Source organism: Saccharomonospora amisosensis (genome assembly GCF_011761185.1).
In the GTDB taxonomy this organism is placed as follows: Bacteria; Actinomycetota; Actinomycetes; order Mycobacteriales; family Pseudonocardiaceae; genus Saccharomonospora_A; species Saccharomonospora_A amisosensis.
In genome coordinates this window covers 4,089,804-4,113,355 of sequence record NZ_JAAOYM010000001.1, presented here as the reverse complement: position 1 = coordinate 4,113,355, position 23,552 = coordinate 4,089,804, and the positions used below count along the sequence as shown (strand labels likewise).

Below are 23,552 nucleotides of genomic sequence, written 5' to 3'. Positions count from 1 at the left end.
GATGCGGGTACTGGCCGCGATGAGCGGCGGGGTCGACTCGGCCGTCGCCGCCGCCCGCGCCGTGGAGGCCGGGCACGATGTCGTGGGCGTGCACCTGGCACTCTCGGCGAAACCCGGCACGCTGCGCACCGGAGCGCGCGGCTGCTGCACGATCGAAGACGCCCACGACGCGAGGCGGGCCGCCGACATCCTGGGCATCCCGTTCTACGTATGGGACTTCGCGGAGCGCTTCACCGAGGAGGTCGTGGAGACCTTCGTGGGGGAGTACGCGGCGGGCCGCACCCCGAACCCATGCGTGACCTGCAACGAGAAAATCAAGTTCGAGGCGCTGCTCGACAAGGCGATGGCGCTGGGCTTCGACGCCGTGTGCACGGGACACTACGCGCGGCTGGAGATCGTGGCCGGGCAGCCGCAGCTTCGGCGTAGCGCGGACGAGAGCAAGGACCAGTCGTACGTGCTGGCCTCGCTGCGGCCGGAGCAGTTGCGGCACGCCATGTTCCCGCTCGGCGGGTCCCGCAAGCCCGATGTTCGTGCCGAGGCCGCCGAGCGTGGGCTCGCCGTCGCCGAGAAACCCGACAGTCACGACATCTGCTTCATTCCCGACGGCGACACCAGGAAGTTCCTTGAGTCCAGACTCGGCGAGAGCCCTGGCGACCTGGTAGACGCCGAGACCGGGGCGGTGCTTGGCAGGCACACCGGGGTGCACGGGTTCACCGTGGGCCAGCGCAAGGGGCTCGGCATCGACAAGCCCGCACCCGACGGCAGGCCGAGGTACGTGCTGTCACTGGAGCCGGTGTCGGGCACGGTGAAGGTCGGTTCGGTGAACCGGCTGGAGGTGACCCGCATCGACGGAGAGCGGCCGATCTGGCCGAGCGGACGTCCGCTCGACGGGCCGACCGAGTGTGTGGTGCAGGTGCGTGCCCACGGTGGCACGGCGCGTGCCGTCGCGGAGGCCGCCGAGGGCGAGGTGACGCTGCGGCTGCGTGAACCGTTGAGCGGGGTCGCTCCCGGCCAGGTCGCGGTGCTGTATCGGGACGAAGGCGAGGCTGGCGACCTGGTACTCGGCAGTGCGAGGATCGCTGCCACGGCGTGACCACGCCGCCGAAGGTTGGCGGGAGGAACTCGATGACGAGCATGCTCAGGTCCAGCACGGTGTCCGACATCCTGCGGCGCAGCGCCGCTCGGGTGCCGAACCGGACAGCACTGCGGTTCGCGGAGCGGGAATGGACCTATCGTGAGCTCGACGCCGCGGTCACCAGGGCGGCCGCGCACCTGCTGTCGCTCGGCTTGCGCCACGGCGACCGGGTGGCCGCCTACGGCAAGAACTCCGACGCTTACCTCATCGGGTTCCTGGCCTGCGCTCGGGCCGGTCTGGTGCACGTGCCGGTGAACTTCAACCTCACCGGGGAGGAACTGGGCTACCTGGTCGAGCAATCCGGAAGCAGTGTCGCGCTGGTCGATCCCGGGCTGCGGGGCAACGTCGACGCGCTCGGCTTGGCACTGAAGCACGTGCTGCCGCTTCGGGATGCCGATGCCAGCCTGCTGGAGGTCGCGCGGGAGTCCACAACGCCCTCGCTCGACGTCGAGGTGGCCGACACCGACCTGGCGCAGTTGCTGTACACCTCGGGGACCACGTCGCGGCCCAAGGGCGCGATGATGACCCACAGGGCGCTGGTTCACGAGTACGTGTCGTGCATGGTCGATCTCGACCTCACCGAGCACGACGCCCCGCTGCATGTGATGCCGCTTTACCACAGCGCGCAGCTGCACGTGTTCCTCATGCCGTGGCTCGCCGTCGGTGCCACCAACACGCTGCTCGAGGTGCCCGATCCGAACGAGATCCTGCGCAGGCTCTCCGCCGAAAGGCACGGCGCGTTCTTCGCGGCGCCGACGTTGTGGGTCGCGCTGGCCAACCATCCCGAGTTCGGCGAGCACGACCTTTCGGCTTTGCGCAAGGCCTACTACGGAGCATCCATCATGCCGGGCCCGGTGCTGGAGCGGCTGCGCGAGGCTATGCCGGAGTTGGGTTTCTACAACTGTTTCGGCCAGTCGGAGATCGCGCCGCTGGCCACGGTGCTACGGCCGGAGGAGCACGAACAGCGCCCGGATTCGGCGGGCAGGCCGGTGTTGTTCGTAGAGCTTCGGGTCGTCGATCCCGACGGCAACGACGTGGCGCCCGGCGAGCAGGGCGAGGTCGTTTACCGGTCGCCGCAGCTGTGCGAGGGCTACTGGGACAAGCCCGAGGAGACCGAGGAGGCCTTCCGCGACGGCTGGTTCCACTCCGGGGACCTGGTGCGCATCGACGAGGAGGGCTACATCTATGTCGTCGACCGCATCAAGGACGTGATCAACACCGGTGGCGTGCTGGTGGCATCGCGGGAGGTGGAGGACGCGCTCTACACCCATCCCGCGGTCGGTGAGGTGGCGGTCGTCGGGTTGCCTGACGAGAAGTGGATCGAGGCGATCACTGCCGTGGTCGTGCCCAAGGGCGAGGTCAGCGAGGACGAACTGCTCGGCCACGTTCGAGGAAAGCTGTCGTCGTTCAAGCTGCCCAAGGCGGTGCGCTTCGTGGACGACCTGCCGCGCAATGCCTCTGGCAAGATCCTCAAGCGGGAACTGCGGGACCGGTTCGCCGCGTCGTGACTGCCGGGTTACTCACGTCTCGAGCAGTGTGTTGACGGTGATCGACGGGTAGCGCCTTGCGAACCCAGTATCCAATGTGACCAGTGTGATTTCCGCTGCCTGCGCGAACGCCGCCAGATAGTCGTCGGTCCAGAGGTTGTGGCTGTTGTCGGCGCGGGCCGAGATCGCTCGCCAGACATGCTCCAGCTGCGTCGGCTCACCGGCCCAGCGCACTCGGTCATCGCGGCGGAGCGCGTCAAGAACCTTCCACGCGCCGGTCCGCGCCAGGACGTCCTCACCCAGCACGGCGGTCGTGCTCCGTGAACCACGACGCGACGCGTGGGTGGTGGGCATGCCCAGCCCAGGCAGCGGCAAGCCAGACACCGACATCGAGCAGCATCAGTAATTCCCGTGCTTTCGGCTTCCTCCGCGGTGAAGACTGCTTCGATGCCCGCGTTGGTGATATCGACCGTGCCGGGGCGGGTGCTGCCTACAAGCGGTAGTCGCACCCTCGTGTGTTTCTCGGACGTGGGGAAGGTGCCGAGTTCGTGCACCACCGCCCGGGTCAGGAACTCCTTCAGTGTTTCTCCTCGGGCCGCCGCCTCGGCTTTCGCGGCACGTAGGAGCTCCGTCGACAGCTCGACCGTGGTGCGCATCCGCGTCTGGCTTCGTGTGCTCCAGGCGGGGACGTCGGTGGGTCTGGTGTCGGACGGAGTGCGGAACTCGCGGGCGGGAACGGGGGACTCGCGGGCGGGAACGGGGGACTCGCGGGGGTTCAGGGGAGGGTGTAGTGGCGCACGCCTTCGGTCTTGGCCGAGGCCAACTTGCCCTGCAGCACCAGCAGGTCCAGGTGGGCCGCGGTTTCCAGCACCGCGAGCATCTGGTTGAACGCGTCGAGATCCGCCAATGCGTGGTGCCTTCGCGTCCACGTCAGCCGCAGCGCAGACTCGTACGCGGTGGCCGCGCCGCTTGCCACGGTCTCGCCCACCTCGATGAGCCGCTGCTCGTGGTGGGCAAGCAACTCGTCCACCCGCGCGTGCACGCTTGGCGCGACGGGGCCGTGCGCGGGCAGCAGTCGCCTGTCCGGCATCGCCCGCACCAGCCGCAGTGAGCCGAGGTAGTCACGCAACGGCAGCCGCGAGGGCGCGGGCTGGAACCCGATCGACGGCGTGATGTGTGGCAGCACGTGGTCGCCGGAGAAGAGCAGCCCCGCCGCGTCGTCGGCGAACACCACATGGCCCGCCGTGTGGCCGGGCGTGTGCACCACGTCGAGTTCCCTGCCCGCGTGCACGGTCCGCCTGCCCGGCGTCAGCCACTCGTCGGGGTCCTCCCAGTAGCTCTCGTCGGTGGCAGGTCGCCTGTCACCGAACATCCGCGCCAGCGCCTCGATCACCGCCTCTCCGCCCGCCTCGCGCAGCAGCCGAAGCTGCGCCGCCATCGGCCTGCTCGACGAGTCCGCGGTGACCTTCAGCGAGGGCTCCTCCAGCATGCCGAGCGCGATCCGGCCACCGAACTTCCTGCGTAGCGCGACCGCGAGGGTGTAGTGGTCGCGGTGCACGTGCGTGATGAGGAACTGGCTGACATCCGCCAACCCGGCGCCCAGCCCGCGCAGCGCGGACTCCAGTTGCTGGTGGGCCTCGTCCAGAGCCCAGCCGGAGTCGATGAGCACGAGCGAGTCGCCGCTGGTGATGGCGTAGATGTTCACCGCGCGCAGCGCGTCGTGCGGAAGTGGCAGCGGGATGCGGTACACCCCGGGGGCCACCGAATACACGCCGGGCTCGGTCCAGGGGCGGCTGTTGTCGTCCTCGCGCGGTTCCATCCCACGATCAGAGCAGGCGGCGCGCCCTGGCAGGAGTCCGGTGAGACGGACATCACTGAGCGGACGCTTAGCCTGCTGGTCAGTCGTCTCCGCTCTCGTTGATCAGGCGTTCCAGTTCCCGCCGCAGCAGGCCGAGCCGCGCGTCGGCGAGCAACGGGATCTCCCGCCTGCGCCTGCGCACCGCCGCCGCATCGATGTCGACGATGGTGAGCGCCTCGTCCCAGGTCGCCGCCGTTGCCACCACCGAGCCCCACGGATCGAGCACCCTCGAACCACCCCAGAACCGCACGCCCGCCTCGTCACCGACACGGTTGACGAACAGCACCCAGCACTGCTGCATTCGCGCGGTGAAGGTGAGCAGGTCGTGCCAGTAGTCGGCCGGATCGAACGAACCACCGGTCAGCTTCGCCGCGCTGTTGGCTGGCACGATCAGCAGCTCCGCACCGTCCTGCGCGGCCAGCCACGGCAGCATCGGTTGCCACGCGTCGTTGCAGATGAGAGTGGCGAACCTGCCGTGCTTGGTGTCGAAGGCCCGCATGTGCTGGCCAGGGCTGGCGTGCTTGCGCTCCTCCCAGATCAGGTAGTTGGGCAGGTACAGCTTGCGGTGGTTGTGGACCAGCTGGCCGCCGGACAGGTAGAGCGCCGAATTGTGCCGCCGGATTCGACCGTCCTCAAGCAGCCCGATCACCACGTCAGGCCCGTGCCGCGCGAGGTCGGCGAGCCGAGGGTCGTCCGGCCATAGCGAGATGTCGTCGGCGAGCTGCCCCAGCGCGTACCCGGTGAGACTCAGTTCGGGAAACACCACGAGATCCGCGTCATCGGCGGCGGCGTCCTTGATGATCCGTTCGGCATCGACCAGGTTGCCCTCCACGTCGCCGAGCCGGCAGTCGGTCTGCGCGAGTGCCACTCTCATACGTCTCACCTCCCCGTGTCCGAAGCGGCCGCGGATACCTAAGACGGTACGCGTAAGTGGCCCCCTCAGCGAGACACCCGAACGGCCGTGCCCCGGCCGCGAAACGGGCGCCTCGCAGGGGCACAATCTCGGGTGTGACCGAACAAGCGTGGCCCCCAGCAGCCGCGACCGGTATCGGCTCGATGCCGGGCACGGATTCGGCCGAGGCAGCCGAGATCGTGCTCGGTGAACTGCCCGACTTCCCGCACCTGCCGGAGTTGCCCGCAAGGGGTGTCGGCGCGGACCTGATCGGACGTACCTCGGCGCTACTGGTTGATCTGGCGGTGGAGGTGGTCGCCAGCGGCTACCGTGTCGCGACGAGGCCGGGACGGCATCACCGGCGTGCCGTTGACCTGCTTCGCTGGGACATCGACGCGTTCGCCGAGGCCGCACAGCGGAGCCGACCGCGGCTGGTGAAGATTCAGCTCGCGGGACCGTGGACGCTCGCGGCAGGCGTCGAACTGGCTCGGGGCCATCGGGTGCTCACCGACCACGGAGCCACCCGCGACTTCACCGAGTCGCTTGTGGAGGGCCTGGGCTCCCACATCGCGGAGCTCGCCGAGCGCACGAGTGCTTCGGTGGTCGTCCAGTTCGACGAGCCGACCCTGCCCGACGTGCTCGCGGGCTCGCTGCCTACGCCTTCCGGATACGGCACCGTGGACTCCGTGCCGCAGCCCGAGGCGCGGGATCTGCTCGCCAGGGTGGTGTCGGCGGCCGAGAGCATGACGGGGCAACCGGTGATCGTGCATTGCTGCGCGCCGCGCCCGCCGGTCGGAATGCTGCGGTCGGCGGGAGCCGGGGCGATCTCGCTGGATGCCACGGTGCTGGACGGGGCGCCGGGCACGATGCTCGACGAGCTCGGCGAGGCGTGGGACGCGGGGACGACACTGCTGCTTGGGCTGGTGCCTTCGCAGCCACCCCCGGCGCGACGTGACAACCTGCGCGAACTGGCAGGTCCCGCGCTGCGGCTGGTTGACCGGCTCGGTTTCGGTCGAGCCGTCCTCGCCGAGCGTGCGGTGCCGACACCCGCCTGCGGGCTCGCGGGCGCGAGCCAGCAGTGGCTGCGCAGGGCGTTGTCGCTGACGCGGGATTTGGGCAAAGCGTTCGTGGAGCCTGTCGAGGGCTGGTAGTACTCGCAGCATGCGACTGTTCCGCAAGCGCAGGACCGAGCTTCCCGATCCACGCACGCCGTGGCCCGACCAGCCGGTTCCCCTCGACCCGGCGGCGGCAGCGGCCGCGTTTTGGCATCGCTGGCGGGAGTTGCTGCCCGAGATCAGCGCCGCGCTCGGCGACGGCGAGCCCCGGCGGGCCGAGTCGTCGCTGTGTGAGGCCGTCGCGGCTTTGCACCCGAACCTGCAGTTCTCGCTCGAGCGCGGGCAGCGGGCGATCTACGCGCTCGTCGTGAGCGGCCAGGAGGACCCAGGGTTGCGGCCCTACACCGACGCGTGGAAGGCGGCCGCCCCCGCCGACGACGCTGTCTGGGAGTACCACGACTCGGTGCCACCGGTGCCCGACCCGACCGGGGTGACCGTGAACCTGGGCGAGCATCGCGTGTCGCTGGCCGATGTCCGAGTGGTCGCGCAGGTGGACGAGGTGGAACGGGTGGTGGACGTCGCCGTGTACCACCCCGTGCTCGCCGACCTTGACCAGCAGGCGAGGTCGGCCATGACGTTCCTGCCGTTGGACGCGACGCTGGGCGAGCGACTGGCCGCGGAGCGGCTGCGCAGGGTGGAGACAGCTGTCGCCGAACCCGAGGGCACCATGAACCTGCTGCAACTGCGCGACGTGGTAGTCGGGCTCGCCGGAAATGTCGGTGACGCTGACTAGGCTACGGTGCTGTGAGCAGTGAAGACGACCTCGCGGTCATCGCCGAGACCGACCAGGTGGCCGAGGACATCAAGGACGTTCCCGCCGACCTGCGCGAGCGGCACGCCGCGCTGGCGGAGGAGGTCAGGAACCACCAGTTCCGCTATTACGTGCTGGACGCCCCGACGATCTCCGACGCCGCGTTCGACCAGCTCTTGCGAGAGCTGGAGCGCATGGAGGCGGAACATCCCGGGTTGTCGTCGCCGGATTCTCCGACCCAGAACGTCGGCGGGATGTTCTCCACCGAGTTCAACGCCTACGACCATCTTGAGCGGATGCTCAGCCTGGACAACGCCTTCGACTACGAGGAGCTGCGGGCGTGGGTGGACAGGGTCGAACGCGAGGTCGGCGACCAGGCACGTTACCTGTGTGAGCTGAAGATCGACGGGCTGGCCGTCAATCTGCTCTACGAGAACGGCAGCCTCACCCGGGCGTTGACCAGGGGCGACGGCCGCACCGGTGAGGACGTCACGCTGAACGTGCGCACCCTGCAGGACGTGCCTGAAAGGCTGTTCGACAACGACAGGCACCCGGTGCCCGAGCTGATCGAGATCCGGGGAGAGGTGTACTTCCGAGTCGGTGAGTTCGCCGAACTCAACGCCGGCCTGGTGGCGGCGGGCAAGCCGCCGTTCGCCAACCCCCGCAACGCGGCCGCCGGGTCGTTGCGGCAGAAGGATCCGAAGGTCACAAGGAGCCGCCCGTTGCGCATGCTCTGCCACGGCTTCGGCAAGCGCGTCGGCTTCGACCCGCAGTCACAGTCGCAGGCTTACGAGGCGCTGGCCGCGTGGGGCATGCCGGTGTCTTCGCACACCACGGTCATCGAGACCGCCGAAGGTCTTGTCGGGCACATCGAATACTGGGGCGAGCACAAGCACGACGCCGAGTACGAGATCGACGGCGTGGTGATCAAGGTCGACCAGATCGCCCTGCAGCGCAGGCTCGGTGCCACCTCACGCGCACCGCGCTGGGCCATCGCCTACAAGTACCCACCGGAGGAAGCCAACACGACTTTGCTGGACATCCGCGTCAACGTCGGCAGGACCGGACGGGTCACGCCGTACGCGGTGATGGAGCCGGTGAAGGTCGCGGGCTCGACGGTGGCCATGGCGACGCTGCACAACGCCGAGGAGGTCAAACGCAAGGGCGTGCTGATCGGCGACCGCGTCGTGATCCGCAAGGCCGGGGACGTCATCCCGGAGGTGCTCGGTCCTGTCGTCGATGTGCGAACCGGCGACGAACGAGAGTTCGTCATGCCGACGCACTGTCCGGAGTGTGGCACCCGGCTCGCCTACGAGAAGGAGGGCGACGCCGACATCCGCTGCCCCAACGCGCGGTCGTGTCCCGCACAGTTGCGGGAGCGGCTGTTCCACCTCGCAGGGCGCGGTGCCTTCGACATCGAGGTGCTCGGCTGGGAGGCGGCGGGGGCGCTGCTGCGGTCCGGGGTACTCACCGACGAGGGCGACGTCTTCGACCTCGATGAGGGCAAGCTCAAGCGGGTGGAGCTGTTCGTCACCAAGTCGGGCGAGCTGTCGGCCAACGGCGCGAGGCTGCTCGCCAACCTGGAGTCCGCCAAGGACCGTCCGCTGTGGAAGGTGCTGGTCGCGCTGTCCATCCGGCACGTCGGCCCAACGGCGGCGCAGGCCCTTGCAAGGGAGTTCGGCTCCGTCGACGCCATCGAGCAGGCCGACGAGGAACAGTTGGCACAGGTCGACGGCGTCGGACCCACCATCGCGCAGGCGGTGCGGGAATGGTTCGCCGTGGACTGGCACCGCGAGATCGTGCAGAAATGGCGCCGTGCGGGCGTTCGCATGGAGCAGGAGCGTGACGCCTCGGTGCCGCGGAACCTGGAAGGGCTCTCTATCGTCGTCACCGGCTCGCTTGAGCGGTTCTCGCGCGAGGAGGCCAAGGAGGCGATCATGGCGCGGGGCGGTAAGGCCGCCGGCTCGGTGTCGAAGAAGACCGCGTTCGTCGTCGCGGGTGACTCCCCCGGATCGAAGTACGACAAGGCGGTGCAGCTCAAGGTGCCGGTGCTGAACGAGAACGGATTCCAGGTGTTGCTGGCAAGTGGGCCGGAGGCGGCCAGGCAGGTGGCCGAGGTCACCGAGGAGGGGCAGGGTAGTGATGAGTGACATCGTCGTACGGGCGGCGCGGCCGCAGGAGCTGGCCAAGCTGGGAGAGCTGACTCTCGCCGCGTACCGGGTGGACGGGTTTCTCGACCGCGAGGAGGGGGAGTCCTACGCCAAGGACCTTCGTGACGCCGCCCGGCGCCATCGCGATGGCGAACTGCTGGTGGCCACCGACGGTACCGACGAGCCACTCGGTACGGTGACCATCGCTCTGCCCGGCACGCCCTACGCGGAACTGTGCCGCGAAGGTGAGGTGGAGTTCCGGATGCTCGCCGTCGCGGCGAACGCCAGGCGTAGGGGCGTGGGCGAGGCGTTGACCAGGGCCGTCATCGACCGGGCGAAGGAACTCGGTGCGCGGCGCGTGGTGCTGTGCAGCCTGACCGCGATGCGCACGGCGCATCGGCTCTACGAGCGGCTGGGCTTTCGGCGAGTGCCGCAACGTGACTGGGAACCCGCGGCGGGCATCAAGCTGCTGGCGTACGCGATGGACTTGTAGCGCGGGCGAACCACCAGCACACATTCAGCCTGCGGGCGGTCGCCACATTCGCCGGACCACCGTCACCGCCAGCGCCAGCACAGCCAGCGCGCCGAGCAGCGCCAGCACGGCGGGCACCACCCCGATCCGGTCGACCACCCACAGCACCACCGCGCGGCTGCGGGAATCCGGGTCGGCCAGCACCACCGCCACGAACACCACGGCCAGCACCGACGCGGCGGCCAGCACCCAGCGGCCGTGGTGGGCGCGCAACCCGAACTTGCGGCTGACGACTCGCGCCGCGCGCATGATGCGTCCCACCCGCAGCACCCGGAAGGCGCCGATGGCGAGGAACAGCCGCAGGATCTGTAGCGGGCCGACGACGAAGACGACGGCGGGCACCGCGATGCCGACGACCAGTAACTGGGCACGGTAGCGACGCGCCCAGCTGGTGACGCTGCCGCTGAGCAACAGCAGCAGCAACGACTCGCCGACGAGCACGGCCAGTGACAGCCAGTTGAGCACCTGGCCGACAACCGCTGTGGCGCCCCCCGTGGTGGTCAGGAAGACAGCAGGCACCGAGACCAGTGCCGCGGCCAGCACAGGAGCCGACATTCGCTCCCGCGCCCGTTCCGTCCGGCTCTCGCCCATATACCCAGTTTAGGAACTTCGACGCGACCGCCTCGTCACGCTGAGTCAGCTGTCGAGTACGACGGCGACGATCCCCGCGAGGTGGGCGAGTCTGGCGACCTCGGCCGCACGGAACATCGGTCCGCCGGGACGTCCCACCAGCAACGCCCGGTCGGGTTTGCCCAGCGGGGTCGCGGCCAGTTCGGTACCGAGTTCCTTCCAGGTGTCCGGAATCCAGGTGTCCTCTGAATCGAGGACGGTCGCACGCTCCAGTGGCAGCCACGGCAGGTCGCGCAGCGGCGCCTCGGGCGCGGCCGTGGACGCGGCCAGTCGCCGTACCTCGTGGTCGGCCCTCGCGACCACCAGCGACCAACCCGCACGGATGATCTTGGGGACACCCTCGGCGAGCAGGTCGAGGCCGGACACGGGGCGCGCCGCGATCTCTTCCACCAGTTCCAGCTCACGGTGCGTGTCGAGGACACCGGCGTAGGGGCGCACGGCATCGACTTCGACACCCTCGACGCTTTCCGCCGCGGTGATCAGCGCGTCGGGCAGCCTTCCCGACGGCAGCTCCACCACCAGGTCGTCGACCGCGATCCCTTCGCCACGCTCGACCACGTCGACGCTGAGAATGTCAGCGCCTGCCATGCCGAGCGCGGTGGCCACGGCGCCGAGGGTGCCGGGGCTGTCCGGGAGCTGGACCCGGATCAGGAACGACAACGTGAACCCCTCTCCTCGGCCAGCGTCCTCACCTCATTCACGTAGTTACGCCCTTCGCCAGCCGATAATTGTTGCAGAAGGACGCTGGCGTGGGCAGCCACCATCGGCGGCGACCCGGTCGAGCTTGCCAGGTCGCACGCCATAGACTGCCCTTGAGGAGCACCCAAATCCGCAACGTCCTCATTGAGAATTGAGAACACCCTTCCGGAGTCGCCCGCGTGTCGAATATTTCCCGTGCTGAGGTCGCGCACCTCGCCAAGCTGGCCAGGATGGCAGTCACCGAGGAGGAACTGGACGTCTTCGCAGGACAGCTCGACCAGATCCTGGACGCCGTGGCCAAGGTCAGCGAGGTCGCAGGCGACGACATCCCACCGACGTCGCACGCCGTGCCGCTGACCAACACGTTCCGCGAGGACGTGGTGAGGCCGGGGCTGACGCAGGAGGAGGCCCTCGCCTGCGCTCCGGCCGCTGAAGAGGGCAGGTTCCGCGTACCTCGCATCTTGGGGGAAGAGCAGTGACCGACTCGACCGGCTCGACCGACCTGACCAGGCTCACCGCCGCCGAACTCGCGGGCAGGATTCACGCCCGCGATGTCAGCGCCGTCGAGGCTGCCCAGGCGCACCTCGACCGCATCGCCGAGGTCGACGACGCGGTACACGCGTTCCTGCACGTCGATGCCGAAGGCGCGCTGGCGGCGGCGCGGCTGGTCGACGCCACGCTGGCGGAGGGCGCGGAGCCGGTCTCGCCGCTGGCGGGTGTCCCGTTGGCGCTCAAGGACGTGTTCACCACCAAGGACATGCCAACCACCTGCGGTTCGAAGACGCTGGAGCACTGGTTGCCGCCCTACGACGCCACGGTGACACGCAAGCTGCGTGAGGCGGGAATCGTCGTTCTCGGCAAGACGAACATGGACGAGTTCGCGATGGGCTCCTCCACGGAGAACTCCGCGTTCGGTCCCACCCGCAACCCCTGGGATCTCGACCGCATCCCGGGCGGTTCCGGTGGCGGATCGTCGGCGTCGGTGGCCGCCTTCGAGGCGCCGCTGGCGATCGGGACGGACACCGGTGGCTCGATCCGGCAGCCCGCTGCCGTCACCGGCACCGTCGGCGTCAAGCCGACCTACGGCGGGGTGTCACGCTACGGGCTGGTCGCGTTCTCCTCGTCGCTGGATCAGGGCGGCCCGTGCGCACGGACGGTGCTCGACGCCGCGCTGCTGCACGAGGTCATCGCTGGGCACGACCCGCTCGATGCCACCTCGATCGAAAGGCCCGTCCCGCCAGTGGTCGCGGCGGCGCGCGAAGGCGCGAAGGGCGACCTCTCGGGTACGCGCATCGGTGTGGTCGCCGAGTTGAAGGGAGAGGGCTACCAGTCGGGCGTGCTCGGTTCCTTCGAGTCCGCCGTCGCGCGGTTGCGAGAGCTGGGTGCGGAGATCGTCGAGGTGTCCTGCCCGAGCTTCAACTACGCGCTTTCCGCCTACTACCTCATCGCGCCGAGTGAGTGCTCCTCCAACCTCGCGCGGTTCGACGCCATGCGGTACGGCCTGCGGGTTGGCGACGACGGCACGCGTAGCGCCGAGGAGGTCATGTCGCTTTCGCGTGAGGCGGGTTTCGGCGCCGAGGTGAAGCGGCGGATCATGCTGGGAACCTATGCGCTGTCGTCGGGTTACTACGACGCCTACTACGGCTCCGCGCAGAAGGTGCGCACGCTCATCGCGCGCGACTTCGCTTCCGCGTTCGAGCAGGTGGACGTGCTGGTATCGCCGACGACGCCCACCACGGCGTTCCGGATCGGTGAGCGGGTGGACGACCCACTGGCGATGTATCTCGCGGACCTGTGCACGATTCCGGCCAACCTCGCGGGCAACGCCGCCATGAGTGTCCCCAGTGGACTGTCTGATGACGACGGACTTCCGGTGGGGCTACAGATCATGGCGCCCGCGCTCGCTGACGAGCGGCTCTACCGGGTCGGAGCCGCCTACGAGACGGCACGAGGCCCGTTGCTGGACAAGATGCCTGAGTTGAAGGGAGCGCCTCACGTGAGGCCCGACGCACTCTTTCGCTCGGAGGTGCCGCGATGACGGCGGTCGTTGAGCTGATGGACTTTCCCGAGGTCGTAGAGCGCTACGACCCGGTGCTGGGACTCGAGGTACACGTCGAGCTCAATACGAGCACGAAGATGTTCTGCGGGTGCCCCAACCTCTTCGGTGGCGAGCCGAACACCCACGTCTGTCCGACGTGTCTCGGCCTGCCCGGCGCCTTGCCTGTCGTGAACGGCAAAGCGGTGGAGTCGGCCATCCGCATCGGGCTGGCGCTGAACTGCGAGATCGCGCAGTGGTGCCGGTTCGCGCGGAAGAACTACTTCTACCCCGACATGCCGAAGAACTTCCAGACGTCCCAGTACGACGAGCCGATCGCATTCGAGGGCCACCTCGACGTGATGCTGGACGACGGCGAGATCGTTCGGGTGGGCATCGAGCGGGCCCACATGGAGGAGGACACCGGCAAGTCGCTGCACGTCGGAGGCGCTACGGGGCGCATCCACGGGGCGGAACACTCGCTGCTGGACTACAACAGGGCGGGCGTGCCGCTCATCGAGATCGTCACCAAACCGATCGAGGGCATGGGCGCACGCGCGCCGGAGGTCGCCCGCGCCTATGTGACGGCGCTGCGGGATCTGTTGCGTGACATGGACGTGTCGGACGTGCGCATGGACCAGGGTTCACTGCGCTGCGACGCCAACGTCTCACTGATGCCGAAGGGCTCGACCGAGTTCGGCACCCGCACCGAGACCAAGAACGTCAACTCGCTGCGTAGTGTCGAACGGGCGGTGCGCTACGAGATGTCGAGGCAGGCCGCCGTGCTGCACGACGGCGGCACGATCACCCAGGAGACGCGGCACTTCCAGGAGTCCGACGGCACCACATCGCCGGGCAGGGTGAAGGAAACCGCGGAGGACTACCGTTACTTTCCCGAACCCGACCTGGTTCCGATCGCCCCCTCCAGCGAGTGGGTGGAGCAGTTGCGCGCCACCATTCCGGAGTTGCCGTGGCAGCGCCGCAAACGGATACAGGCCGAGTGGAAGCTCACCGACGAGGAACTGCGCGACCTGGTGAACACCGGCGCGGCCGACCTGGTCGCCGCCACTGTGGACGCGGGCGCCGATCCGGGTGAGGCGCGCAGTTGGTGGGTGCAGTACCTGACCCAGCAGGCCAACGCCAGCGGTGTGGAGCTGGCGGGGTTGCCGATCACGCCTGCGCAGGTCGCTCGCGTGATCGAGCTGGTGTCGTCCGGCACGCTCACCAACAAGCTTGCCCGCGAGGTGGTGCAGGGTGTGCTGGCTGGTGAGGGAGAGCCGGACGAGGTTGTCGACAAGCGCGGCCTGAAGGTCGTCTCCGACGACTCGGCCCTGATCGCCGCCGTTGACGAGGCGCTTGCCGCGCAGCCCGACGTCGCCGACAAGATCCGCGGTGGCAAGGTGGCCGCGGCCGGTGCCATCGTCGGTGCCGTGATGAAGGCGACCAAGGGTCAGGCCGACGCAAAGCGCGTGCGCGAGCTGGTCCTGGAACGCGTCGGCGCCTGAGCAGCCGTGTGGTCACCGAAACGTGTGACGTGGCGTGAGTGGCTCGGCTTCGGCGCCGGGCTGCTCGCGCTGACTGCACTGTTCCTGCCGTGGACCCAACTTTCGGCCACCGACCCGCAACTGCGTGCCGCGCTGGCCGAGCTGCCGAGCGAGGACGTGTCCCGTCCGGTGTGGTCGGCCACGTTCTTCGGATGGTTCCCGCCGCTGCTGCTGGTGCTGACCGGGCTGGTGGTGGCGATCTTCGGTCAGTCGGGCAGGGCGAGGTGGAGCGGGCTGCCTCAGCTGTGGCTGGTGGCCACCGTCGTCGCGTTCGTGGGCACCGTGCTCGGCTGGGTGTTCATCGACTGGCAGTTCGGCGAGCAGCAGCGTGGGCTGCTCACCGAGAGCGGGGTGAGCATCGGCACGGGGATTGGCCGTTACCTCGGTGTCGCGGCGACATTGGTCTCGCTGACCGGTGCCGTGCTTGATGTGGTGGCGCTGCGGGCGGAGACTCGGCTGCCGGGACAGCAGCGGGTGCGTCGGTAGGCGTTCCCATGCTTTCGCCACTCAGTCGCGGCCGGAACCCGAGGCAGGTTGCCTGACGATGAGGACGACCCTGTCATCACTGGAGACCGGATTCCCGCCGTCCTTGTTGACCGTTCCCGCGACCGCGACGTCCGGGGTGACCGGGTCGAGCGCGCCGAGCTTGCCGTAGCTGGTGCCGTTCTCGCCGTCCATTGTCACCTGTGGCTTGCCGCCGACGGAGCCGTCCTCTGTGAGTGGGAGGTTCTGTATGTTGGCCGCTTCGGAGGTGGCCACGGCCAATACGTCCGTCCAGTCGGTGCACCCGGTGACTCCGGGCTTCTCCGGCCAGGTCCACGCGGGTACGGACAGTTCCTTACCTGCCTCGATCCGGTAGAGCGCGTCACGGTCGGGTGCCTGATCAGTCACCCAGAGCCGCGAGCCGTCCGACGTCTTGCACAGCCCGCCGGGGGCGTGTAACCCGCTGGCGAGCACCGGGGAGTTGGGGTCGGGGTTGTCTTGCGCGGGTTGACCGGTCGGTGTGATCCGGAGCACCTTTCCCGCCAGCGACCTGGGGTCCGCAGAGGCGCGCGAGTCACCCGCGTCGCCGGTCGCAACCAGCAGCGACCCCTTGCCGTCGGACAGCAACGCTCCTCGGTTGCCGGTCGCGCCCTTGGGAATTCCGGTGAGTACCGGTTTGGCGGGCTCGCCCTCGGCGAAGCGGACTACCCGGTTGTCGGTGTCGGTGGTGATGTAGGCGAAGACGAGTCCGTCCTCGCCGTAGCCGGGCGAGAGCGCGAGTCCGGTGAGCCCTCCGTCGCCGGTCGCGTCCACGTCCAGCCGCGCCACCTCTTCCTGGTCGGCGTTGGCGCCGACCCGAAACACCGTGCCGCTGCTACGTTCGCCCGCGTAGACGTTCACGGTCGAGCCATCGGTCGGTAGCGCGGCGACGGCGGACACGGTGTCGAGGCAGGTGGCGATGACCGCCTTGTCGAAGTCCGTGCACCCGTCAGGTGGCGGCACCGGGGTGCGCGAGGTGGGCGGAGCGCTCGGTACCCCGGGTGTGCCCGCCTCTGGCAGGTCTGGTTGCGGACCGGCCTCCGGCGTGAGCTCCGGCGCGGGCTGCCAGCTCGTCGGGGCCGCGGAGTCCTCGAACTCGGCGCATCCGGCAAGGACCAACCCTACGCTGGCCACGACGGCCAGCGGCCAGTTTCCCCGCCTGCCGGGCCGGATGATCCGCACGATCCTCCACCCTAGGTGGGACTTCGTGAACCTCTGGTAAGTGGGGCAGGCGCAGGTGGGTCACGATGGGGATGTGACGATCACTGTTTTGGTGCCCGACGACGACGGCATGGTGGCCCTTTCGGGCGTTTCCAGGGTCCGGCCGCTGCGCTACCGGCTGGGGGAGCCGCTTCCGCGGCAGGCTCGGGAGGCCGAGGTGCTGATTCCCTCCGGCGGTGCCGCCGCGGTGCGGCCGATGTTGAGGGGGCTGCCGAAACTGCGGCTGATCCAGTTGCTGTCCGCGGGCGCGGAGGACTGGGTGGGCACCCTCCCCGACGGGGTACTGCTGTCCACCTGTCGTGGCGCGCACGGCGGCAGCACCGCGGAATGGGTGCTCGCCGTGTTGCTGTCGATGTATCGCGAGCTGGAGGCGTTCACCGACGCCAGACGAGCAGCCAGGTGGGCTCCCCAGGTGGGGGAAACGCTGCAGGGCAAGCGGGTGCTCGTGGTCGGCGCGGGTGATGTCGGGACGCAGGTACGGCGCAGGCTGGAGCCGTTCGATGCCTGGGTCACGATGGTCGGGCTTTCGGCGAGGCAGGGAGTGCACGAGGTCACCGAGCTGCCCTCGTTGCTGCGAGGCAGCGACGTGGCGGTGTTGCTGGTGCCGCTGACTTCCCGCACCCGTGGCATGGTGGACGCGGAATTCCTCGCCGCGATGCCTGACGGCGCGGTGTTGGTCAACGCGTCGCGGGGCGCGGTCGTGGACACCGAAGCGCTGCTTGCCGAACTCGCCTCGGGCAGGCTGCGTGCCGCACTTGATGTCACCGATCCCGAACCGCTTCCCGCCGATCACCCGTTGTGGTCCGCGCCGGGGGTCGTGCTGACCCCGCACGTGGCGGGCTCGGTATGCGGGGCGCGGCGGCGTTCCTACCGGGTCGCCGTCGCCGAGATCGAGCGCTACGTGCAGGGGGAACTACCCAAAAACCTGGTGCACGGCGAGTACTGAAACCGCGAGTCCCCCGTTCCTGCCCGCGAGTTCCCCGTTCCTGCCCGCGAGTTCCCCGTTCCTGCCCGGGAGTTCTGCGTTCGGTGTGCAGACTCGGAAGCGCGCGAGCGAATCACACCTGGCAGTTGTTGCCCAGTGACACGGGGTACCGAGTTCGCGGTAGGGATATACGACCGGGCGGTAATGCTCTACTCTCCGCCCGCATGAACACTCGTGACGACGAGCTTGATCATCGAACGACTCGTCTGCGCTCGGACCAGTTCGACGGCAGCGGCTTCACCCCCGAGGAGAACCCACCGTTCGAGGACCGGCTTTCCGATGACGAGGACGACCCGAATCGTTGGCATGGCGGGCTTGATTTCGGCCTGCTGATTCTGCGTCTGGCACTCGGCGGGACGATCGGCGCGCACGGCCTGCAGAAGCTGTTCGGTCTCTTCGACGGCCCTGGCATCGGTGGATTCGCCGACGCGCTCGGCGAGTTGGGCTACACAAGCCAGACCACGTTGCTCGCGTGGATAACCGGCATCGCCGAGGTCGGGGGCGGCGCGTTGCTGATCCTCGGACTGTTCACACCACTTGGCGCCGCGGCGGTGCTCGGGGTGACGGCCAGCGCCGTCTACGCCAAGCTCGGTGGCGGCTATTTCGCAGGCCAGGGACAGGGCTTCGAGTACGAGGCCATGCTCTCCGCCGTCGCGTTCGCCCTGCTGTTCACCGGATCAGGCAGGGCAGCGCTGGACAAGAACACCCCTTGGCGGCGAAAGCCGCTGGCATTCGGGATTGTCGCCCTACTGCTCGCCGCGGCCGCTGTCGCCGTGGTGATCGTCCTGTTCCGCTAACCCGCGCGGGGAAGCGACCGCCCGCCCGCGCCCGAAGGGCAGCGAGGGAACTTCCGCTCCACTGGAGGCGGAGTTCCCTCGCCAACCCGGGAGGGCCCCGTCGTCACTTGCTGGGGTCGCGAACCGCGCCGGTGTCGGCGGAGGTGGCCATGCGGGCGTAGGCCCGCAGCGCGCCGCTCACCGGCCGCTGGCGTTCCGCAGGCTGCCATGGCCGCTCGCTTGCCTCCATCTTCGCGCGGCGTTCCGCCAGCACGTCATCGTCCACCAGCAGCTTCAGCGTGCGTTCGCGCACGTCGATCAGTATCTGGTCGCCATCGGCGACAAGTCCGATAGTGCCGCCCGCCGCCGCCTCCGGGGAGATGTGCCCCACCGAGATTCCCGAAGAGCCACCGGAGAACCGGCCGTCGGTGATGAGCGCGCAGACCTTGCCCAGGCCCGCGCCCTTGAGGAACGCCGTCGGGTGCAGCATCTCCTGCATCCCCGGTCCTCCCGCGGGTCCCTCGTAGCGCACCACGAGCACATGACCCGGCCGCACACGCTTGCCCAGAATCGCCGACACGGCTTCTTCCTGGCTCTCCACGACCAGCGCGGGCCCCTGGAACCGCCACAACTCCTCGTCGATTCCCGCCGACTTGATGACCGCGCCCTTCTCGGCAAGGTTGCCGCGCAACACCGCGAGACCGCCGTCAGCGGTGTAGGCATGTGCCACGTCGCGAACACAGCCGCGCTCGGCGTCGGTGTCCAGAGCCGACCACCGGTTCTCGGTCGAGAACGCCTCCGTGGTGCGAACGCCACCAGGTGCGGCCTGGAACAACTCGATCGCTTCCCCTGCGGGCGCTTCGCCGCGAATGTCCCATTTGGACAGCCACTCTTCCAGGGAGGAAGCGTGGACGGCGTGCACATCCTCGTTGAGCAGGCCGGCCCGGTGCAGCTCCCCGAGAATCGCGGGAATGCCACCGGCCCTGTGCACGTCCTCCATGTGGTAGTCGGAGTTCGGTGCCACTTTGGACAAGCAAGGCACCCTGCGGCCGATCGCGTCGATGTCGTCGATGGTGAAGTCGACCTCGCCCTCCTGTGCGGCGGCGAGGATGTGCAGGACCGTGTTCGTCGAACCGCCCATGGCCATGTCGAGGGCCATGGCGTTCTCGAAGGCCTGCTTGCTCGCGATCGAGCACGGCAGCGCCGACTCGTCGTCGGAGAAGTACCAGCGCTTGGCGAGTTCCACGACCGTGCGGCCCGCCTCGGTGAACAGCTCCCGGCGCGCGGCATGCGTGGCCAATGTGGACCCGTTGCCGGGAAGCGAAAGCCCGAGCGCCTCGGTGAGGCAGTTCATCGAGTTCGCCGTGAACATACCGGAACACGAGCCGCAGGTGGGGCATGCGGAACGCTCCACAACCGCAAGCCCCTCGTCGTCCACGTTCGAGCTGGCGGAGGCCGAGATCGCGGTGATCAGGTCGGTGGGCGCCTGCGCGACGCCGTCCACCACGACGGCCTTGCCCGCCTCCATCGGACCACCGGAGACGAACACCGTCGGGATGTTCAGCCGCATAGCGGCGTTGAGCATCCCCGGCGTGATCTTGTCGCAGTTGGAGATGCACACGAGCGCGTCGGCCTGGTGCGCGTTGACCATGTACTCAACGGAGTCGGCGATGATCTCGCGGGAAGGCAGCGAGTACAGCATTCCGCTGTGTCCCATCGCGATGCCGTCATCCACGGCGATCGTGTGGAACTCACGCGGGACACCGCCCGCTTCCCGTACGGCGTCGGCCACGATCTCGCCAAGATCCTTCAGATGTACGTGCCCAGGCACGAACTGGGTGTAGGAGTTGGCGATCGCCACGATCGGCTTGCCGAAGTCGCTGTCGGTCATGCCGGTCGCGCGCCACAGCGAGCGAGCCCCCGCGGCGTTGCGGCCGTGGGTCGTGGTACGGGAACGCAGAGCTGGCATGGAGCAAGACTACGCCCGCCGGTGCGGACGCCACGGCCGAACCCCGCAAACGGTCAGGAGGGTTCGTCGAGTAACCCGGACGGGTCGGGCAGCCTGCCCGCGCTTACGAGCGACAGCACGGGCAGGTGCCGGGTCCGCACCGTCGGCAGCGCGATCTTGCTGCCGTCGGAGAGCACGGCCTCGATCTTCGACTTGGGTGTGATCGACAACCCCCGCAGCGCCTCCCACGGCAGTTCCCGCTTGCCGAACAGTGTTCGCACGGTGATGCCGTCGCGGGTGGCCGTGGTGCGGGTTCGCGCGACCCACAAGGCAAGCCCGATCGGGATCAGCAGCAGCGGAAGGAGCGCGGGGAGCGCGGTCGCGGCCGGGAACACGCCGACGAACAGCAGGAGCACGGCGAGCATGGCGGTGGCGGGCACGCGGAAGATCGCCCGCCTGCCCTCGTCGGCGGTGGCGCCACCGGCAGCGGGCTCGGCCTGTTGCGCCGACTCCCGCGGCGTCGCCGCTGCCTGGTTCGTCGAGTCATCTGCCACCCTTCGATGGTGCACCGCTGGTGAGCGGCGGCCAAACTCGGGGGCGTCCAACGGTCGGACGGTCCAGTATCCGGGATCACGATTCCGCAGAGTTGACACCCGTGACCGGGGGCGATTAACGTCGGCAATGTGAAACCGCAGACCATTCTCGTACTTCCCAAGCGCGTCGACGCGTAGGGAAGTCACCTCTGCGTCGACGCGCGACCCTCGTGCGACCATTTCGGTCGGCGGGGGTTTTTTAGTGCCCGGAACAGACGACAAAGAGCCGACAAGAGCCGACAAGAGCCGACAGAGCGCACCAGCACTCCAGACCCACGAGGCAGAACCGATGACAAGCGCCACCTCGCGATCGGAAACGAATGCCGGGCCGACGCCACACCAGGCGTCGCCCAGCCAGCTAGGAGCACGGCCGAAGCCCGCCCCGCCCGCGGGAACACCGGTACGGGTTACCGGTGCGCAGTCGCTCGTGCGTTCGCTCGAAGCGGTCGGCGTCGAGGTGGTGTTCGGTATCCCGGGCGGCACCATCCTGCCTGCCTACGACCCGCTGCTCGACTCCACGAAGGTGCGGCACGTCCTGGTGCGGCACGAGCAGGGTGCGGGCCACGCCGCCACCGGATACGCGCAGGCGACCGGCAAGGTCGGTGTGTGCATGGCCACGTCGGGGCCGGGCGCCACCAACCTGGTGACCCCACTGGCCGACGCGCACATGGACTCGGTGCCGGTGGTGGCCATCACCGGCCAGCAGACCCGCTCGCTCATCGGCACCGACGCGTTCCAGGAAGCCGACATCTGCGGCATCACGATGCCGATCACCAAGCACAACTTCCTCGTCACCGACCCCGCCGACATCCCGAGGGTGGTCGCCGAGGCGTTCCACCTCGCCAGCACCGGCAGGCCGGGGCCGGTGCTCGTGGACATCCCCAAGGACGTGCTGCAGGAGGCGACATCCTTCTCATGGCCGCCTGAGTTGCACCTGCCCGGTTACCGACCGACGCTGCGTCCACACGGAAAGCAGGTTCGGGAGGCCGCGCGGCTCATCAACAACGCACGGCGGCCGGTGCTCTACGTCGGTGGTGGAGTGCTCAAGGCGCAGGCGTCGGAGCAGCTTCGGGAACTGGCCGAGCTGACCGGCATCCCGGTGGTCACCACGCTGATGGCGCGAGGTGCGTTCCCCGACTCCCATTCCCAGCACCTGGGGATGCCCGGGATGCACGGGACGGTGGCGGCGGTGGCCGCGATGCAGCGTTCGGACCTGCTCGTGGCACTGGGAGCGCGGTTCGACGACCGGGTCACCGGGCAGCTGTCCTCGTTCGCCCCGGATGCCACGGTCGTGCATGCCGACATCGACCCAGCGGAGATCTCGAAGAACCGCAAGGCCGACGTGCCGATCGTCGGCGACTGCGGCGAGATCATCACCGAGCTGATCGCCGCGGTGAAGGCCGAGCGGGACAGCGCGCCGTCGGTCGACCTCACGCCTTGGTGGACTCAGCTCAACTCCTGGCGCGACACGTTCCCCGCGGGTTACGACTGGCCCTCGGACGGCAGCCTGTCCCCGCAGTACGTGATCGAGCGGATCGGTGCTCTGGTGGGGCCCGACGCCGTCTACGCGGCCGGTGTCGGTCAGCACCAGATGTGGGCGGCGCAGTTCATCTCCTACGAGCGGCCGCGCACCTGGATCAACTCCGGTGGCCTCGGCACGATGGGCTTCGCGGTGCCTGCCGCGATGGGCGCCCAACTCGGCTGCCCTGACAAGCAGGTGTGGGCGATCGACGGGGACGGCTGCTTCCAGATGACCAACCAGGAACTGGCTACCTGCGCCATCGAGGGTGTGCCCATCAAGGTCGCCGTGATCAACAACGGCAACCTTGGCATGGTGCGCCAGTGGCAGAACCTGTTCTACGCCGAGCGCTACTCCAACACCGACCTCGGCACGCACAAGCACCGCATCCCCGACTTCACACTGCTGGCCGAGGCGCTTGGCTGCGCAGGCCTGCGCTGCGAGACCAAGGACGAGGTCGACGACGTCATCCGGCGCGCGATGGAGATCAACGACCGCCCTGTCGTGATCGACTTCGTCGTGGGCAAGGATGCTCAGGTGTGGCCGATGGTCGCGGCGGGGACCGGGAACGACGAGATCATGGCCGCACGGGGTATCCGGCCGCTGTTCGAGGACGACGAGGTGTCGCAATGACCAACCACACGCTGAGCGTTCTGGTGGAGAACGTCCCCGGCGTGCTCGCCAGGGTGTCGGGGCTGTTCTCCCGTCGCGGCTTCAACATCGAATCCCTCGCCGTGGGGCCGACGGAGAACCCCGAGGTCTCCCGGATGACGATCGTGGTCGCCGTCGAAGAGCAACCGCTCGAACAGGTGACCAAGCAGCTCAACAAGCTCGTCAACGTCATCAAGATCGTGGAGTTGGACCCTGCCAGCTCGGTGCAGCGGGAACTGCTGCTCGTGAAGGTCAGGGCCGACGCCACGGTGCGCAGCCAGGTCCTGGAGACGGTGCAGTTGTTCCGCGCCAAGGTCGTCGACGTCTCGCCGGAGGCGCTCACCATCGAGGCCACCGGCACCAGCGACAAGATCGGTGCGCTGCTGCGGATGCTGGAACCGTACGGCGTGCGCGAACTCGTTCAGTCGGGCATGGTCGCCGTCGGCCGGGGCGCGCGGTCGATCACGGCGGCATCGGTGCGCTGAACCCACTACGTTCAAGAGTCGAAA

Annotated in this window: 22 protein-coding genes; 14 read left to right on the top strand and 8 right to left on the bottom strand. The window is 68.6% G+C overall.

Annotated features, from left to right (window positions below):
• Position 1 precedes the first annotated feature (1 nt).
• Both mnmA and FHU38_RS19985 read left to right on the top strand, forming a co-directional pair.
• Entirely contained in the window at positions 2–1,093 is a 1,092-nt protein-coding gene (gene mnmA / locus FHU38_RS19990) for a tRNA 2-thiouridine(34) synthase MnmA (protein WP_167173644.1), read from the top strand.
• Positions 1,094–1,125: 32 nt separating this feature from the next.
• Positions 1,126–2,643, top strand: a complete 1,518-nt coding sequence (locus FHU38_RS19985) for an acyl-CoA synthetase (RefSeq protein ID WP_167173642.1) — start codon at positions 1,126–1,128, stop codon at positions 2,641–2,643.
• A 12-nt stretch (positions 2,644–2,655) separates the two neighbouring features.
• On the opposite strand, the gene FHU38_RS19980 is transcribed toward FHU38_RS19985, so the two are convergent.
• The 3 genes from FHU38_RS19980 to FHU38_RS19970 form a co-directional block, all read right to left on the bottom strand.
• Positions 2,656–2,928: a hypothetical protein gene (locus FHU38_RS19980; protein ID WP_167173640.1), complete on the bottom strand. Its 273-nt coding sequence runs from the start codon at positions 2,926–2,928 to the stop codon at positions 2,656–2,658.
• A gap of 469 nt (positions 2,929–3,397) precedes the next feature.
• Entirely contained in the window at positions 3,398–4,441 is a 1,044-nt protein-coding gene (locus FHU38_RS19975; protein ID WP_167173638.1) for an MBL fold metallo-hydrolase, read from the bottom strand.
• Positions 4,442–4,520: 79 nt separating this feature from the next.
• Positions 4,521–5,354, bottom strand: a complete 834-nt coding sequence (locus FHU38_RS19970) for a nitrilase-related carbon-nitrogen hydrolase (RefSeq protein WP_167173636.1) — start codon at positions 5,352–5,354, stop codon at positions 4,521–4,523.
• Between the two features lie 134 nt (positions 5,355–5,488).
• Between FHU38_RS19970 and FHU38_RS19965 the strand changes: the two genes are divergently transcribed.
• Genes FHU38_RS19965 through FHU38_RS19950 form a run of 4 tightly spaced genes read left to right on the top strand, consistent with a single transcriptional unit; the run spans position 5,489 to position 9,881 of the window.
• The gene (locus FHU38_RS19965) at positions 5,489–6,523 is read left to right on the top strand and encodes a methionine synthase (RefSeq protein ID WP_167173634.1); all 1,035 of its coding nucleotides are present in this window, start codon (positions 5,489–5,491) and stop codon (positions 6,521–6,523) included.
• Between the two features lie 10 nt (positions 6,524–6,533).
• On the top strand, positions 6,534–7,220 hold the full coding sequence (locus tag FHU38_RS19960) for a hypothetical protein (RefSeq protein WP_167173632.1): 687 nt from the start codon (positions 6,534–6,536) through the stop codon (positions 7,218–7,220).
• Between the two features lie 11 nt (positions 7,221–7,231).
• Entirely contained in the window at positions 7,232–9,388 is a 2,157-nt protein-coding gene (gene ligA, locus FHU38_RS19955) for an NAD-dependent DNA ligase LigA (RefSeq protein WP_313886837.1), read from the top strand.
• The gene (locus FHU38_RS19950) at positions 9,381–9,881 is read left to right on the top strand and encodes a GNAT family N-acetyltransferase (RefSeq protein ID WP_167173630.1); all 501 of its coding nucleotides are present in this window, start codon (positions 9,381–9,383) and stop codon (positions 9,879–9,881) included. Before ligA ends, FHU38_RS19950 begins: the two co-directional genes overlap by 8 nt.
• Before the next feature lie 24 nt (positions 9,882–9,905).
• Here the strand turns inward: FHU38_RS19950 and FHU38_RS19945 are convergent, their stop codons facing one another.
• Both FHU38_RS19945 and FHU38_RS19940 read right to left on the bottom strand, forming a co-directional pair.
• Positions 9,906–10,511, bottom strand: coding sequence for a hypothetical protein (locus FHU38_RS19945; RefSeq protein ID WP_167173628.1), 606 nt, complete (start codon positions 10,509–10,511; stop codon positions 9,906–9,908).
• A gap of 45 nt (positions 10,512–10,556) precedes the next feature.
• On the bottom strand, positions 10,557–11,210 hold the full coding sequence (locus FHU38_RS19940; RefSeq protein ID WP_167173626.1) for an ACT domain-containing protein: 654 nt from the start codon (positions 11,208–11,210) through the stop codon (positions 10,557–10,559).
• 218 nt (positions 11,211–11,428) lie between these two features.
• Between FHU38_RS19940 and gatC the strand changes: the two genes are divergently transcribed.
• From gatC to FHU38_RS19920, 4 genes are read left to right on the top strand one after another with little or no spacing between them, the layout of a single operon-like run.
• Entirely contained in the window at positions 11,429–11,728 is a 300-nt protein-coding gene (gene gatC, locus FHU38_RS19935) for an Asp-tRNA(Asn)/Glu-tRNA(Gln) amidotransferase subunit GatC (protein WP_167173624.1), read from the top strand.
• Entirely contained in the window at positions 11,725–13,287 is a 1,563-nt protein-coding gene (gene gatA / locus FHU38_RS19930; protein WP_167173622.1) for an Asp-tRNA(Asn)/Glu-tRNA(Gln) amidotransferase subunit GatA, read from the top strand. Before gatC ends, gatA begins: the two co-directional genes overlap by 4 nt.
• Complete coding sequence (gatB, locus tag FHU38_RS19925; protein ID WP_167173620.1) at positions 13,284–14,789, top strand: Asp-tRNA(Asn)/Glu-tRNA(Gln) amidotransferase subunit GatB; 1,506 nt, start codon at positions 13,284–13,286, stop codon at positions 14,787–14,789. The genes gatA and gatB overlap by 4 nt, the downstream gene beginning before the upstream one ends.
• A gap of 24 nt (positions 14,790–14,813) precedes the next feature.
• Entirely contained in the window at positions 14,814–15,314 is a 501-nt protein-coding gene (locus FHU38_RS19920) for a hypothetical protein (protein ID WP_313886836.1), read from the top strand.
• Positions 15,315–15,335: 21 nt separating this feature from the next.
• Here the strand turns inward: FHU38_RS19920 and FHU38_RS19915 are convergent, their stop codons facing one another.
• Complete coding sequence (locus tag FHU38_RS19915; protein WP_167176335.1) at positions 15,336–16,523, bottom strand: PQQ-dependent sugar dehydrogenase; 1,188 nt, start codon at positions 16,521–16,523, stop codon at positions 15,336–15,338.
• Positions 16,524–16,605: 82 nt separating this feature from the next.
• On the opposite strand from FHU38_RS19915, the gene FHU38_RS19910 reads away from it, so the two are divergent.
• On the top strand, positions 16,606–17,517 hold the full coding sequence (locus FHU38_RS19910; protein ID WP_167173616.1) for a 2-hydroxyacid dehydrogenase: 912 nt from the start codon (positions 16,606–16,608) through the stop codon (positions 17,515–17,517).
• 203 nt (positions 17,518–17,720) lie between these two features.
• A complete protein-coding gene (locus FHU38_RS19905; protein WP_167173614.1) occupies positions 17,721–18,353 on the top strand; it encodes a DoxX family protein in 633 nt (210 codons plus the stop codon).
• A gap of 103 nt (positions 18,354–18,456) precedes the next feature.
• On the opposite strand, the gene ilvD is transcribed toward FHU38_RS19905, so the two are convergent.
• Both ilvD and FHU38_RS19895 read right to left on the bottom strand, forming a co-directional pair.
• Positions 18,457–20,301, bottom strand: coding sequence for a dihydroxy-acid dehydratase (gene ilvD, locus FHU38_RS19900; protein WP_167173611.1), 1,845 nt, complete (start codon positions 20,299–20,301; stop codon positions 18,457–18,459).
• A 53-nt stretch (positions 20,302–20,354) separates the two neighbouring features.
• Positions 20,355–20,834 (bottom strand): PH domain-containing protein, encoded by a 480-nt coding sequence (locus tag FHU38_RS19895; RefSeq protein WP_313886835.1) that lies wholly within the window; start codon positions 20,832–20,834, stop codon positions 20,355–20,357.
• 328 nt (positions 20,835–21,162) lie between these two features.
• Here FHU38_RS19895 and FHU38_RS19890 point away from each other — a divergent pair, with 328 nt between their 5' ends.
• Entirely contained in the window at positions 21,163–23,025 is a 1,863-nt protein-coding gene (locus FHU38_RS19890) for an acetolactate synthase large subunit (protein WP_167173609.1), read from the top strand.
• Positions 23,022–23,528, top strand: a complete 507-nt coding sequence (gene ilvN / locus FHU38_RS19885) for an acetolactate synthase small subunit (protein WP_009152934.1) — start codon at positions 23,022–23,024, stop codon at positions 23,526–23,528. Before FHU38_RS19890 ends, ilvN begins: the two co-directional genes overlap by 4 nt.
• Positions 23,529–23,552: the final 24 nt, after the last annotated feature.